The following is a 13836-nucleotide window of genomic DNA, read 5'->3' on the forward strand; positions in this document are numbered from 1 at the left end:
GACGGTCTTCCGAGCGGTTACGCGAGTCGTCGGCGAGCGGCGACCAGCCCCGCCAGAAGCGCGGCCAGCGCGGTCGAGACGCCGAATCCGGGCACGCCGCCACTGCCGCCGCCGTCGGTTGTCGTCGCCGTCGCGGTGGTGGTCCCGCCGGAGTCGCCGCCGTCCGAACCGCCCGACTCCTCGCCGGCGACCGAGACCGACCCGGCCGCGACGCCGTTCACCGCGAGGTCGTACTCGCCCGGCGAGTCGAGCGTCACCTCGAAGGTGAGGGTCTTCGACTCGCCGCCCGCGAGTTCGACCGTCTTCCGGGCGAGCGACTCGCCGCCGGCCGAGACCGTCACCGTCTCGTTGGCGGTGCCCGAGCCGTCGTTTTCGACCGTCGCGGTGACTTCGACCGACTCGTCCGGTTCGACGCTGGTCGCGCCGACCGACGCGTCGGTCACCGAGAGCGCGCCGCTCTGAACGCCGACCGCGAAGGTGCCGGTGTCCCCGGCCACGGCGCGCAGGACGTACGTCCCGCCGCCGGTCTCGACCACCTCGGTCTCGACCGCCCGCCACGACCCGCCGTCGAATCGGTAGATAGCGACGTTCTCGGGCGTCTCGGCCGCGCTCGCGGGCACCGCGAACTCGACGCCGACCTCCGAGAGCTCCGACGAGGAGATGTAGGTCGTGTCGATATCGACGTAGCCGAGCGTCCGCACGTCGGGCGCGCTCGCGCCGTCCGGCGCGCTCGCCGCCACGCTGGCGTCCGCGTAGAACTTTGCTTGGGGTCGGGCGGTGTTCGGCCGAATCGTCACGCGCCGGACCGTGACGTCGCCCGCGGCGATGCCGCCGTCGGGGACGACGAGACCGGGCGCGTCGGACTGGGTGTTCGAGACCGCGGCCCGGAAACTACTCGCGGTCAGGTCGGTGACTTGGACTTTGACGGTCGGGTCGGGGATGCCCGCGCCGCCACTACCGCCGCCACCTCCACCACCGCCGCCGCTACCACCCGACGACTCGCTGACGACCGTGAACGAGACCGTCTTCGCCTGCTTCAGCGAGTTGCCCGCGTCGTCGGTCACTTCCAGCGTCGCGTTGTAGGTCCCCGCCGAGAGGTTCCGCGTGAAGGTGACCGTACCGTCGGCCGCCATCGGCCCGCCGGTCACGACTTCGACGCCGCTCTCGCTCTCGAACGTGAGCGTTACGTTCGCCGGGTCCACGCCGGAGTAGCCGTCGGAGTACGACCCAGTGAGGGTCACGTCGCCGGGCGTCGGGTTCTCGGTCTTCACGGCGAGCGAGGCGTTCGGTGCCGCCGACTCCTGCGTGCCGGTGACGGCGTAGGTCGAGAAGTGCGGGGCCTCGATCTCGTAGGTGTAGGTGCCGTTCGCGTCGTCGGTGGCGACGCGCTCGGCATCGACTTTCTCCCACCCGGTCGATTTGTTCTCCTCTTCGACCCAGAACTTCACCGTGCCGGGCTTGATGTACTTCTGGCGGACGCGCGACTGCTCGACGGTCACCGTGACCGTCGCGTTCGTGATGTTGTCGTTCGAGACCGAGGTGTCTATCTGCGGGAAGTAGAGCGAGGTGTTCGCGGGGTCGCCCCGGTCGGGTTCCGGGTTCGTCGTCGCGGTCCCGACCGTCACGTTGGCCACGGCCGTCTCGTTCTCCGTCTCGATGGAGACCGAATTGACGTTCGTGTCGTTGGTCTCGGCCGAGAGCGTGTCGTTTTCGACCTGTTTCATCTCGACCTTCCGGCCGACGCTGTACTCGGCAGTCGTCAGATTCACCGTGTTGCCCGCCACGTCGGTAACGGTCACCTCGAAGGTGTGGTTGCCGAGCGCGGGTGCCGCCTTTGCGAAGCCGTCTCCGTCCGCGCCGACTCGGGTGCCACCGACGAGGATGTTGCCGATACCGTTCTCGTCGGTCGCATCGACCACGACGGGGACCGCGTGTTCGGGCAGAATTTCGGTTCGGTTCGTCAGTTTCGTCCCGCCGACCGTCGGCTTCTTGGTGTCTATCTTGATGGTCTCGGACTGGATGACTTCGCGGTTGCCCGCTTCGTCCACGCTGTAGAACTCGACGGTGTATTCGCCGTCGGCCGTGAGTCGGATACCCTCGTTCGCGTTGTACTCGGTCCAACTACTGGACCCGTTGAGACGGTACTTCGTCGCGTTCAGCCCGCTGTACAACTCGATTGTTGAGAGCGTGACGTTCACGTCCGACGTGTACCACCCTTGGCGGTCCTCGCTGACGTTCGTCGTGAGAGCGGTCGTCGGAACGAACGTGTCGATCTTGAACGAGGTGGACTCGTTCTCGACGTTGCCGGCCGCGTCGGTCGTCCGGTACTCGACGGTGTGGCTTCCGTCGGTCGAGACGGTGAAGTTCCCGTCGTAGGTCTGCCAGTCACCGCCGTCAACACGATACTCGATTCCGGTGACGCTGGAACCACCGTCGGTCGCCGAGAGGTTCACCTCGACAGACGAGGTGTGCCACCCGTTCGTCGTTCCGTCGGAGTCGAGTGTGACCGACGTGTTCGGCGCGTGCGTGTCGAGCAGGAACTTCTGGACGAGCGGTCGTTCCGAGTTGCCGCGCGTGTCGGTCACGCTCGCGAAGAGCGTGACGGTACCGTCCGACAGTCCGGCCGCGTCCACCGTGAAGTTCCCGCGGTAGATTCCGTCGTCGCCCTCGCTGAGAGCGGGTGTCCCACCGCCGAGTTCGGCGGCGTCGGCGGTGACGCTCTCGACGTCCGAGAGCGCGTCCGAGACGGCGAGCGCGACCGAGACGCGTTCGCCGTCGCCGACGACCACGTCACCGCCTTCGGTCGTCAGGTCGTGGACCGTGACGCTCGGCCCGGTCGTGTCCGCCACCACCGAGTCGGTCTGGTCGCTCGCGCCGTCGTTGCCGTCGGCGTCCTCGGCGTCGCGGAGCGCCGCCTCGAAGGTGCCGTCGGTGCCGTCCGAGACGTTCGCGCGGTAGACGTAGGTGGCCGACTCGTTCGTCTCGGTGAAGTCGGCGCGCGTCAGCGTCCCCGACGCGTCGCCGCCGAGTCTGACCGTGACGTTCGACAACTGCTCGTCGGACTCGAAGCGCACGTCCACGTCCTGTCCGGTCGCGGTCACGTCGAACGCCGAGATGGTCGGGGTGACGGTGTCCAACTCGAACGTAACGTTCCGGTCGGAGTCGGTCATCGTGAGCGACCGGGTATGGACCTGCCGCGGGAAGCGCGTGCTGTTCTCCGGCGGTTTGACCGTTACCGACACGTCGCCCACGAACTCCATCCCGCGGCGGCCGGACGCTCGCGGGACCATGTAGCCCTCGGCGTCCGTCGGCGTGAAGACGAAGTCGGCGGTCGCACCTGCACGCGAGTGCGTGAGGTTCACGCTCGCGTTCTCGACCGGGTTACCGGCCTCGTCCACGACCCTGACGTTCAACAGCGGTGCGTTCGGCAGGTCTAACCGGCCGAGGTCGACGTCGCTGGTCGCGTTCACGCGGTCCAGCGCGTACACGTCCGGCACGCCGTCGCGGGGGTACGACTCGCCGTCGGGCGTACTCTGATAGAACTCGACGTTGTAGGGTCGCCCCTCGTGAAGACCCTCCGCCGTGAAGTTCCCCGTCGCGTTCGTGTAACTGTAGGGCCAATGGTCGGCCGACTCGTTGATGACGGAGACGAACCCGTCGGTCACGGGATTCCCGCCGGCGTCGCGTATCTGTCCGGAGACGTTGACCGTCCGATGTACCGTGACCGTGACGTTGGTGTCGCTCGTCACCGTGAGATTTCGCACGGCGGTCTCGTCCGCGAACCGGTTGGCGTTCGGCGGCCCGACCGCTACCGACACGTCGCCGGTGACCTCGACGCCGCGGGTCGTGCTGGACGCGGTCGACCTGAGATACCCCTCGGCGTCGGTCGTCATGTTGGAGAACGTCGCGTTCTCGCCGAGGCGACTGTGGGTGACGTTGACCGTCGCGTTCTCCACCGGATTGCCGAACTGGTCCACGGCCCGGACGTTCAGGACCGACGCGCTCGGCACGGGGAGGTTGCCGAGCGAGGTATCGCCGCTGACGTTCAGCGCGTCGAGGACGTACACGTCGGCGGTGCCGTCGCGGGGGAACGTCGTGACGTTGCTCCGGAAGTTCTGGTAGTATCTGACCGCGTAGGAGTCGCCCTTCTCGACGCCGGTCGCCGAGAAGTTCCCCGTCGCATTCGTGTAGACGAGATTGAAGGTCCCGGTCGCGTCGCTGGAGACGGCGACGGCGTCGTTCGAGGAGTAGTTTCCGTCGGCGTCGTTCACCCGTCCGGAGACGGAGACGCCCTTGCTCTGTAGCGTGACGGTGAGGTTCCTGTCGCTCTGCACGTCGATGATGTCCGTGTACGTCGGCCCCTCGAACCGAGTGCTTCCGTCAGGCGGACCGACTCGGACGCGTACGTTCCCGACGACCTCGATGCCCGTAGTGCCGCCGGCGGAGAACGTCCCGTCGCTGCGGGTATCGCCGGTGAAATCGACGTGCGACCACGTACCGTTCTCGGTGCGGAAGTGCATCACTTCGACCTCGGCGTCCGGAACGGGGTCGCCGTTCTCGTCCACGACCGTCACGTTCAGGACGTGAGCCTTCGGGAGCCGCTCGGTTCCGAGGGCCGAGGAGTTTCGCCCGTTCACGATGTCGAGGTTGTAGAGGTCGGGGGACCCGTCGAGCGGCAGGTACGTCGAGTCGGGTCGGCTGAAGTTACCCTGGTAGTAGCCGACGGCGTACTTCCCCTCGATGCCGGTCGTGGACAGCGAGTAGGCTCCGGTTCCGTCGGTCCGACCGCGGACGTTGTCCGTGGTGTTGATTCGGTAGGCGATGATCTCGTCGTCCTCGGCGGCGGTTCCGTCGGCTTCCTCGACGGTCCCGGAGTAGCTCACTCGGTCCGCCGCGGTCTCCTCGACCGACGGTATCGCGCCGTCGGCGTCCACGAGGCCGTATCCGGTCTCGGTGTTGGGTTCGTTGCCCCGCAGCGGGACCGCGGAGGACTGGAGACGTGACTGGACCTGTTCGGGCGTGAGACTCCCGTCCGCCGCGAGCATCAGCGCCGCGACGCCGGCGGTGTACGGCGTCGAAGCGGAGGTGCCGTAGAAGCTGTCGTACCCGGAGGTCGTCACGGCGTCCGGGGCCACGACGTCGGGTTTGAGACGGCCGTCGATGGTCGGTCCGCGCGAGGAGAAGCCCTCCAATCGGTTGTCCTCGTAGTTGATCGCGCCGACCGTGACGATGTTCCGGCCCGTACCGGGGACCGTGACGCTCCGGCCGCTGTTCCAGTACTCGGGGTCGGAGTCGCCGCGGAAGAACGCGTCGAACTTCGCAGAGCCGTTGGCGCTCCAGTTTTTGATACCGAGATACACCGGTTCGTTGACGTACTCGCGGATGTACTCGGTCGGTGCGTTCGAACCGTTCTGAGTCGTCTGTGAAACATCGACGATGCCACCGGTCGAGTTGTACAGATAGAAGTCGTAGTCTTCGTTTCGCGCGTCCCAGTCGTTCCACGTGACGTCGATGCGGAGATATCCCGATCCGCCGGCCGGCGTGACGTTCATCGTCTCGTCGCTCCCGCTGAAGTTCATCCACCGGTTACCGTCGGGGTCCGACCACGTGCCGTTCCAGTGACTCTGATGGCCGTCGTTCCCGGCCGAGGTGAACCACGTCGTCCCGCTCCGGACAGACTCGTTGATTTCGCGGTTCATCTGGTCGGTACCGTCGAGCGGGCCGACGTTGTACCAGCTCATCGACATGGTCACCACGTCGGTCGAAGTGCTGGAGTTCAGCCACTCGACCGCGTTGTAGAACTCCGTGAGGGTGCCGACCTTCACCGCGATAATCGAGGCGTTCGGTGCGGTGTCGGCGACGAGTTCGGCGGTCGCGGTACCGTGTTCGCCCGACTGGTTGCTCATCGAGCGCGGGTCGGAGGCGCTGAAGTTCCGCCAATCGACGAGTTGGTCCGCAATTTCCGAGTTCGTCACGTCGAAGCCCGTGTCGATGACCGCGACCGTGACGTTCTCGCCGGTCACGCCCGCGTCGTGGGCGTTCCCGACGTCCATGTTCGAGATGCCTTCGCTGACTATCTCGTCGGTCTCGGGTCGCCGGGGGAGACGGGCGAACTCGACGGCCGAGGAGTCGGCGAGCGCCTGCACGGCCGGCGCGGGCACGCGCGCCTGCACGAGATTCTCGTGTCGGACCTGCACTTCGCCGCCGACGTTGCCGACCAGTCCGGCGACGGCGTCGCTCCGACCGGCGGTCGAGCGGACGACGACCTGCACGAACTCGGTGCTACCCGTGCTGTCGGTGGACGGCCCGCTCGCGGCCGATTCGGCTCTGTCGAGAAGCGACGAGGAGATTTTCGGATTCGACTTCGCCATTGGCGGCGCGGACCCTTTCGAGGTTTCGTTAGTCCCCTCGGTAGTCGTGTCGTCGGTCGTCCGATTGGTGGTCTCGTCCGTCGTCGTCTCGTTCGTCGTCGCTGTCGTCGTCGTCTCGGTGAGCGTCGTGGTCGTCGTGTTCCCCGCCGTATTGCCCGCGGTGTTCCCGGCCACGAACGGGCCGGCGGACGTGACCGCCGAGGCCGGGACTGCCGCGGTCGCGGCCGAGACGACCAGCAGAATCGATAGCACGACCGCGGAGACGCGGTCGCCCGTCATCTCAGCCCTCCGGTCGGCGTCGTCGGTCGGACTGAAGTTCTTTTTCTAACATATATGGTTAGAGTCATTTTCGAAGCATTATATCAAGAGTTGATAAGTTTTTGTAATCGGGCAGTGGTGGTCGGGGAGGACGAGATAGTCTATCGAAGCGGTAGCACCTCAGTAGACGTTTCGGCGGTCAGAGCGCCGAATCTACTCGGGATGCTCCGATGAGACGAAAAGAGAATCCGAAATACGGTTAGTTGTGTTACAACGTAAATGTTTCCAAGTTTACTATTTCACTCGAAGTCGTCCGGCGTGATAGGTTTGCCCTCTTCGGTCGGCGGAGCGATGTGGTCCACGAACTCCTCGACGGTCGGCTGCTCGACGCGGACTCGGACGTGAATGTCGCCGAGTTCGTCGGGGGTGCCGACCGCGAAGTTGACGACGCCCTCGAAGGCCGCCTGCTTCTTCAGGTCGAACGAGAAGGTGTCGCCGCGCTGGGACTCGAAGAACTCCCCGCGGGCGGTGTCGAGAATCTCCTGTCGGTGGAGCAGTTCCGAGAAGTGGTCGAGCGAGTGGACCTCGGCGACGACTTCGCCGTGCTGTTCTTCGGGTTCCGCGCCGGGGAAGACGTTGGCGATGGCCGTGCCGACGCGGTCCGCGATTTCGGTGTCTTCGACTGGTGCCGTAATCTGCACGTCGATGCTGTAGATCATGGTTTCGCTGGTAGTATTCGGTCGAACTCAGGCTTCCTGGGCGCGCTCGCGGTCGAGTCCCGAGACGCCCTCGGTCAGTAGCGCGCGAATCTTCTCGTGGAACGCCTCCAGCGTGGCGGTGTTGTCGATGGTGGCGTCGGCGCGGGCGATGGCCTCGTCCATGCCGAACCCGCGCTCGCGCTCGTCGCGCTCTCGCAGGGTCTCGACGTCGGTGGCGTCCCGACCGCGCGACTGGACGCGGTCGGCCCGGACCTCGAAGGGCGCTTCGATGCTGACCAGCGTGAACTCGTCGCCGAACGCCTCCACGAACCGCTCGACTTCGACGCCCGCGCGGATGCCGTCCACGAGGACGGTGTCGCTCCCTTCGAGCGCGTCCTCGATTATCGGCAACGACCGCTGAGCGATGGCGTCCGGGCCGTTCTCCTCGCGGAGCGCCCCCGCGATCTCGCCGTGGTGTTCGGCCGGGTCCAGCCCCCGCTCTCGACACTCGGCGCGAATCACGTCGCCCATGGTCACGACGGGAATCCCGAGTTCCTCGGCGACCGAGGCGGCCTCGCCCTTGCCGCTCCCCGGCAGACCCACGGTTCCGATTACTCTCATTGGATTCAGGTAGTGGTGAACGATGCATAAGCGCTGTGTTCCGCCGGGAATACAGTGAGAAAGTGCGTGAGACGTGCGAACCGAGATGAATCCTAAGACCTTTTGGAAGGCAATCCGAACGAGTCGGTGAGGGCACGTAGCTCAGTCTGGAGAGAGCGTCGGACTTCTAATCCGACGGTCGTGGGTTCAAATCCCATCGTGCCCGTTCCGCTTCTGGATGGTCGGGATTCGACAGACGACACGGAGTTCAGGCGTTCATCGCGGTCTGAACCGCGCCCGTTCTCGTCATCTCCCCCGACGCTGGTCGTCGTTGTCTGGCGATTACACTTGATTCGACGTAGCATTGAGTGTTAAGTGCTCGGGTGCGACCTATCTGTGCGCCGGGTGCTGTGTGGGCCCTGTCTCAACGTGTTCTTCTGCACACAGAATGACTTATCTGGAGAATGTCTCGTCGTTCCGTGTATGGCTATAGAAGACCTAGACCAGATGACGGTGGAAGCGTTGCTCGTCCTGCGGTACCACCACACCCGGATGATGGATGTCATAAACCAAACTGCCATAGAAGAAGTAGGGGACTTCTCGGCAAACAGGGAACTATTCCACACGCTAGGGGAACACAACGGGCAGATAGCAGAAGAATTGAAGCGGCGCGGCCACCCGCCCGAACTTGGTATTGACGACCACGATAGGGCGTTGCCGTACTACCTCCTGCCCTGACCCGCCAGTCCACCGACCCTTGAGAGAATCAGTGTTGAAGCGCGCGGAGGACAAGTCCCCGAGCGACCGGAGGTTAAGAATCGTTATCTACTTTTTTGCAAAGTCAGACTGAAGTGGGTTGTGAACGTCGATTGAAATGTAGATGTCCTTAGATAGCCAACCCCCAGAGAGCGGACTGTGCGCCGAGTGGGCCCGAGCCGAAGCGCGGCGACGGGAGAACGCCGAGGAAATGGACGGCGTCGACTCCGTCGACGAGATGATGGCGACCCGGGCCCTGTCCTCGCCGAGCGAGTCCGGGGGCGAGGGGGACGACAAGTGACCAGGGTCGTGTCCGTCGAGTCCATCGACCGCGCGGCCAAGGTTGACACGACCTGCCCCGAGTGTGGCGCGCAGTCGGTGTTCCCCTCCCTCGTTCATGTCGACGGTGAATGGTCGTGCGGCTGGTGGTGCGACGACTGCATCGCCGAGGTGCGAGTCACTAACGGAAACGGAGGAGAGTGACTCATGGAAGAGGAACACCCTGAGGCCGCGCGGGAAATCGAGGAGGAAATCAGACTCGTGAACGAGCAAATCGCGCGAATCGAAGTCTCCCGCGAAGCAGGAAACCCATCGGGGGCACCGCCGCGCCTGCCAGACATCTACATCCCCTCGCACATCCGTCGGATGTCGCTTGACGCCCTCGAATCGCACTTAGACAGATTGACTCGTGACCTAGAGCAAGCACAATCGGGCTGGCGAGTCGAGGAGGAGGGCAAGCGATGAAGGACAAGTGGGTCGTCTCCATCGACATCTTCGATGTGTTGCTGGAATTCGAGACGAGTCTGGAGACTGGAGCCTGCCTCGTAGAGGCAGAGTGCGACTGCGACTCAACCGAGTGCCGACACGAACACATCGCCGAGGTGCGGGTGCGGCATGTGTTCTCCACCGACGACTGGGGGTGGGACGACGAACAGGAGCGGTTGGGTCTCCTGGACGACGACGTGGAGGTCGTCGAAGCGCCCGCTCAGTGGCGGTCGTTGTTGGACGATGGCGACAGCAAGCAGACAGCCGACAGCAACTCCATTGTTCTCGGAAGCATCTTCTAACGTATGCGGGTCGACATCAGTTTCGTGGAACACGAATCGAAGGTGACAATGGCTTTAATCGACGATTCCGGCGAGGAGTGGGAGCGCCTCGACGACGCATCGTTCGGGGGTCAAGATTTGAACGCCGAGGAAGTGCGCGAAGCGTGGGAGAGAGCCATTCTCAAAGAGGCGGACTGGATTCGGGCCCGCAACCGAGAGTGGGTCGACAACGAATAGGCATATTTGTGAGTATTTACCTCGTTGTATGTCGCAAGCCGAAAGTCTTTACATTAACATTAAGTCGCTCTATTTCGATGACGGGTTCATGGCCGATGTTCGACAAACAAAATTAGGGGACTTGTTTTCCTCCTCAGTCTTCCACATCCCTCGGTACCAGCGAGGATACGCTTGGAGCGAGAAAGAGGTTAGAGACCTTCTGGAAGATATTGAGTACTCGTATGAGGAGCGAGTTGCAGAGGGCGACAATAACTTCACCCATTACTTCGGCACCATAGTGATGCTGGATAGAGGGACAGAGAATGCCGAAGCTGACGATTACTCGAAATATGACCTAATCGACGGTCAGCAACGGATGACGACTGTCGCCATTTTGATGAACTGCATCAATGAGCAGTTGAATTCCATTGATGAAGGCAAGTTGAGCGGAGAGTCAGACTCGTCAATGCCCCCCGGTAAGCTTGCTAGTCGAAACCGCGATGACTTCATCCTCTCTATCAATACTGAGCGGATTGTTCTCGACGATATTAACGACCAAGTGTTCAAGGCACTCGTCGTTCACAATCGGGAGTTAGACAGCATTAACACGGAGACTGTGTCCCAGCGACGCTTGGTTCGTGCAAAGCGTGAGATTTGGGATTGGTTGGAGAACAAGCGGGAGCAGTACATTCACAACGATTCCCACGATGAGTACTACAATTTCCTAAAGGAAATCCAGAAGATTGTCAAGACCGGCCTTGAAATCACGCAGTACACTGTTGAAGACGAAACCGAGTCTGGGCGACTCTTCGAAGTCATAAACGACCGCGGGAAAGCGCTCACCAACCTAGATAAAATCAAGAGCTACCTCGTCTACTGTTCAGCCCGCTTCAATGACAACGATTTGTCTATTGAAATTTACCAGACAATCGGCGAAGTCATCGAGAATATAACCAAATACGGGGGTGAAGATAGGGACATCGAAACTTTCGTCCGGTATCATTGGATGCTGTTCTCTGGCGAACTCGTTCTTGCCCGGCAATCCAATTCGGAATACACGACAGTTCACAGGCGCATCAAACATCTCGAAAAGCATGCGTCGTTAAACCAAGGTGAAGAGGACGTTCGAGCGTGGATTGACGCTTACCTAGAAAGCCTTGTTCAGTGTTCTGAAGCCTACCTACAAATCAAGCACCCTGATGAGATAAACTCGGACTACAACAGCGAAGAGGAGGTTGTTGAAGACCTTGATGGTCTGAACCGTCTCCCTGTTTCTAACAACTTCTTACCGCTCCTGATGGCCACCCATCATCGGTACGGCATCAGCGACGAGTTCCGCAGAATCGTCTCATTATGCGAAAAACTCTCGTTCCGTGTCTACAACGTCGCTGGACGAAGAACAGATGCAGGCCGAGCCGCGCTCCAGCGACACGGTTATTGGATTGAGTACGCTGGTCGAAGCGAGGTAGCAGGTAGAATATTCCATGACCAACAGGCGGCCCTGAAGTTCGATACGGTCGAGGAGTCTATCCCAGAGACCTGCAAACGCATCGAATCCGAGATAGGAGACAACAGCCCAGACACGTACTTCATGGACTGTCTCCTGCGAACCGACCTCTTCGACGGTACGGACAGAAACGACGGGTGGACAGGTGTCCGGGACAGCGACGTAATTCGCTACCTACTGTACAAGTACGAGAAGTACCTGCGAATGGACTCTAGCAGAGATGACCTCTCCCAAATACCTCCATTTAGCGTCTGGAAGCAAGAAGGCATCACAATCGAGCACATCCACCCGCAGACCTCCGATAATGACGAGAGCGAGTTAGACAGAATCACCAACACACTAGGGAATCTCGTTCTGCTTGGCCCTCGTGACAACTCTGGTGCGAGCAACATGGATTACGAGGACAAGTACGAGGACACCTACAGTAAATCATCAATGATGATGATTGACGAGCTACCGTCGCCAGAGGAGGGCTGGTCGGCGGATAAGGCAAAGGAGCGCGCGAACAAGATTATGAAGTTTGCACGGCAGGAATGGGGCGGTCTCAGCACGGCTCACGTCCACGTTAATCAGCTCCCCGAGGAGTCGGAAATCACGCCGTTAGCACTCCGGGATGTTGCACATGATGTCCGCGAGTATCACGAGGATGTCTCCTCAGATGGCTTCACCATCCCATCTGTGGTGTTCCAGAGGGAAGGTGCAAGAGGGTCTGACTGGCGACGTATGAACGACTGTTACGAGTGTGAGAGTACGGTGGTGAACCTACTGTCGCTTGATGGTTGGGAAGCAGAGTGCCGGGGCTGTTCCACCGAGTTGGATGACCCGGTGTACAAATTTCAGGAAAGCGATTACATCAAGACGTAGAATCAGCGCAAGACCCTAGCCATCATTTCTACCGCGAGTTTGTTTCTGATAGTAGTCGTTGCTGAACGATGATGGCCGTGAAAGCCGGACGACAGCAACTTGAAAGCAATCTGAAGACGGTGAAGCGTGTAAACGGGTGGTCACCCGTACACAAGGTGCAAGCGACCGTAGGTCGCTTAAGTAATGAAAAGCGGGAATCGGGAGATTAGGTAGAAATATAATTACTCCGTTTCGAATAGATTGTGTAATGTCAATCGGCCCGTTCTCCGCGGGGGCTGTCCTCGGTTCCATAGCGACTCTTGTTGGCGCGGGAACTCCTCTGTACTATCGGTACGTTCGCGGTGCGAAGTCGCATATTTCTCTCTCTCGTCTTGAGACCATTGAGGATTCAGAGTGGCGCGACGGCCGGGTTGATGGCAATGACAGGTGGTCAAGACGCATCTTGATACGAGCGTCGAATAATGGTTGGCGAGACGGTGTAATCCGCGATGTAGTTCTAAATCAAGTCATCCTATCAGATAGCTCTGGACAGAGCATTGTTGACTCCCCTGAGAGCGGGGTTGAGAAGATTGAGTTAGAGCACTTCGACAGGTCAGGCGAGAAGACTCGATTGACCTTACAGCAACGCACGAACTATGGAGGACAGATTGTCGGTGGTCGGGATGACGAACTATTGGCCATTATTCCGTTTATCTTGCAGGACAGCGATTTAGGGAAGTCAATGAAACATGCTGACAGGGGGACGTTCAGCTTCTCATTACAGATTGAGGACAATAAACGTATTTACTGGACAACAATTGAGGCCACAACCTCTCTGGAGGATAGTGCGGGTGGCGATTTACAGACGCCCAATGACTCAGCGTAGCCCCGCGGTCGCCATCATCTCGGCCGCGAGGTCGTCCGGCTCTCGACCGAGGTAGTTGTTCGTGAATGTGTCCTCGTCCGACCAGCCACCCCAGCGCATCACCAGCGATTTCGCTACGTCGCTAGCGTGGAGCGAGTAGTAGGTCGATGTCGCCCACGTTCGGCGAAGGTCGTGGGCGGAGACGTACTGCCAATCATCGTTGCCGGTCTCCTCGGCGATGCTCTCCGCGGCGTTTGTGACCCACCGCTGGACGGTGCGGTCGGTCACGTCGACCAGTGGTTCGTCCTGTCGGAGACCACGGGCGTTCGCCAGCATCATCGCCCGCTGACGAGTCTTATTGCTCACAGGAGCTTCTCGGTACCCGGTCTTGCTCTCCCAAACACGCAGTTTCCAAGCTTCCTCGTCGGAGTCAAGGCGACGAAAGTCCTGTTTCGATGGCCGTGTTGACTCTTCCGAGCGGAGGCCATCTAACATCAGTTCCATAGCGAGTTGCTTTCTTGGCTCTTCCTCGTAGAAGTTCACTACGTACTGCTCCTCGTTGTCGGATAGCCAGCATCGGTATCCGTCGTCTTCGTCAAATGGTTCGATTTGCATAACTACCAGTAATGTCGTACTTGCAGATTATAGGTGTTTTCCCGTCAGCGCGACCTCGAAC

General features: G+C 61.1%; 10 protein-coding genes and 1 tRNA gene. 7 read left to right on the plus strand and 4 right to left on the minus strand.

What is annotated here, in order from left to right; translation table 11 throughout:
* Window positions 1–17: 17 nt before the first annotated feature.
* The 3 genes from M0R88_RS05870 to M0R88_RS05880 form a co-directional block, all read right to left on the minus strand.
* Window positions 18–6650, minus strand: coding sequence for an OmpL47-type beta-barrel domain-containing protein (locus M0R88_RS05870; RefSeq protein WP_248656025.1), 6633 nt, complete (start codon window positions 6648–6650; stop codon window positions 18–20).
* A gap of 278 nt (window positions 6651–6928) precedes the next feature.
* On the minus strand, window positions 6929–7348 hold the full coding sequence (locus tag M0R88_RS05875) for an RNA-binding domain-containing protein (protein WP_248656026.1): 420 nt from the start codon (window positions 7346–7348) through the stop codon (window positions 6929–6931).
* A 27-nt stretch (window positions 7349–7375) separates the two neighbouring features.
* Complete coding sequence (locus M0R88_RS05880) at window positions 7376–7948, minus strand: AAA family ATPase (protein ID WP_248656027.1); 573 nt, start codon at window positions 7946–7948, stop codon at window positions 7376–7378.
* 130 nt (window positions 7949–8078) lie between these two features.
* Between M0R88_RS05880 and M0R88_RS05885 the strand changes: the two genes are divergently transcribed.
* The 7 genes from M0R88_RS05885 to M0R88_RS05915 all read left to right on the plus strand — a co-directional run bounded on the left by M0R88_RS05885 (window position 8079) and on the right by M0R88_RS05915 (window position 13181).
* A tRNA-Arg gene (locus tag M0R88_RS05885) sits at window positions 8079–8153 on the plus strand.
* Window positions 8154–8410: 257 nt separating this feature from the next.
* Window positions 8411–8665: a hypothetical protein gene (locus M0R88_RS05890; protein ID WP_248656028.1), complete on the plus strand. Its 255-nt coding sequence runs from the start codon at window positions 8411–8413 to the stop codon at window positions 8663–8665.
* Between the two features lie 504 nt (window positions 8666–9169).
* Window positions 9170–9427 carry a hypothetical protein gene (locus tag M0R88_RS05895; protein WP_248656029.1) on the plus strand — a complete coding sequence of 86 codons (258 nt, stop codon included), beginning with the start codon at window positions 9170–9172 and terminating at the stop codon, window positions 9425–9427.
* Window positions 9424–9750 (plus strand): hypothetical protein, encoded by a 327-nt coding sequence (locus M0R88_RS05900; RefSeq protein WP_248656030.1) that lies wholly within the window; start codon window positions 9424–9426, stop codon window positions 9748–9750. Before M0R88_RS05895 ends, M0R88_RS05900 begins: the two co-directional genes overlap by 4 nt.
* Window positions 9751–9798: 48 nt before the next feature.
* Entirely contained in the window at window positions 9799–9966 is a 168-nt protein-coding gene (locus M0R88_RS05905) for a hypothetical protein (RefSeq protein ID WP_248656031.1), read from the plus strand.
* An 88-nt stretch (window positions 9967–10054) separates the two neighbouring features.
* A complete protein-coding gene (locus M0R88_RS05910) occupies window positions 10055–12316 on the plus strand; it encodes a DUF262 domain-containing protein (protein WP_248656032.1) in 2262 nt (753 codons plus the stop codon).
* Window positions 12317–12563: 247 nt separating this feature from the next.
* Window positions 12564–13181: a hypothetical protein gene (locus M0R88_RS05915; protein ID WP_248656033.1), complete on the plus strand. Its 618-nt coding sequence runs from the start codon at window positions 12564–12566 to the stop codon at window positions 13179–13181.
* Here the strand turns inward: M0R88_RS05915 and M0R88_RS05920 are convergent.
* Entirely contained in the window at window positions 13173–13526 is a 354-nt protein-coding gene (locus tag M0R88_RS05920) for a site-specific integrase (protein WP_248656034.1), read from the minus strand. The two genes, M0R88_RS05915 and M0R88_RS05920, sit on opposite strands and share 9 nt — an antisense overlap.
* Window positions 13527–13836: the final 310 nt, after the last annotated feature.

Source organism: Halorussus gelatinilyticus (genome assembly GCF_023238445.1).
GTDB classification, from domain to species: Archaea; Halobacteriota; Halobacteria; order Halobacteriales; family Haladaptataceae; genus Halorussus; species Halorussus gelatinilyticus.

Excerpts from the sequence above, each read along its gene's own strand:
- M0R88_RS05870 (WP_248656025.1), bottom strand. The coding sequence starts at position 6,650 with ATGACGGGCGACCGCGTCTCCGCGGTCGTGCTATCGATTCTGCTGGTC.
- M0R88_RS05875 (WP_248656026.1), bottom strand. The coding sequence starts at position 7,348 with ATGATCTACAGCATCGACGTGCAGATTACGGCACCAGTCGAAGACACC.
- M0R88_RS05880 (WP_248656027.1), bottom strand. The coding sequence starts at position 7,948 with ATGAGAGTAATCGGAACCGTGGGTCTGCCGGGGAGCGGCAAGGGCGAG.
- M0R88_RS05890 (WP_248656028.1), top strand. The coding sequence starts at position 8,411 with ATGGCTATAGAAGACCTAGACCAGATGACGGTGGAAGCGTTGCTCGTC.
- M0R88_RS05895 (WP_248656029.1), top strand. The coding sequence starts at position 9,170 with ATGGAAGAGGAACACCCTGAGGCCGCGCGGGAAATCGAGGAGGAAATC.
- M0R88_RS05900 (WP_248656030.1), top strand. The coding sequence starts at position 9,424 with ATGAAGGACAAGTGGGTCGTCTCCATCGACATCTTCGATGTGTTGCTG.
- M0R88_RS05905 (WP_248656031.1), top strand. The coding sequence starts at position 9,799 with ATGGCTTTAATCGACGATTCCGGCGAGGAGTGGGAGCGCCTCGACGAC.
- M0R88_RS05910 (WP_248656032.1), top strand. The coding sequence starts at position 10,055 with ATGGCCGATGTTCGACAAACAAAATTAGGGGACTTGTTTTCCTCCTCA.
- M0R88_RS05915 (WP_248656033.1), top strand. The coding sequence starts at position 12,564 with ATGTCAATCGGCCCGTTCTCCGCGGGGGCTGTCCTCGGTTCCATAGCG.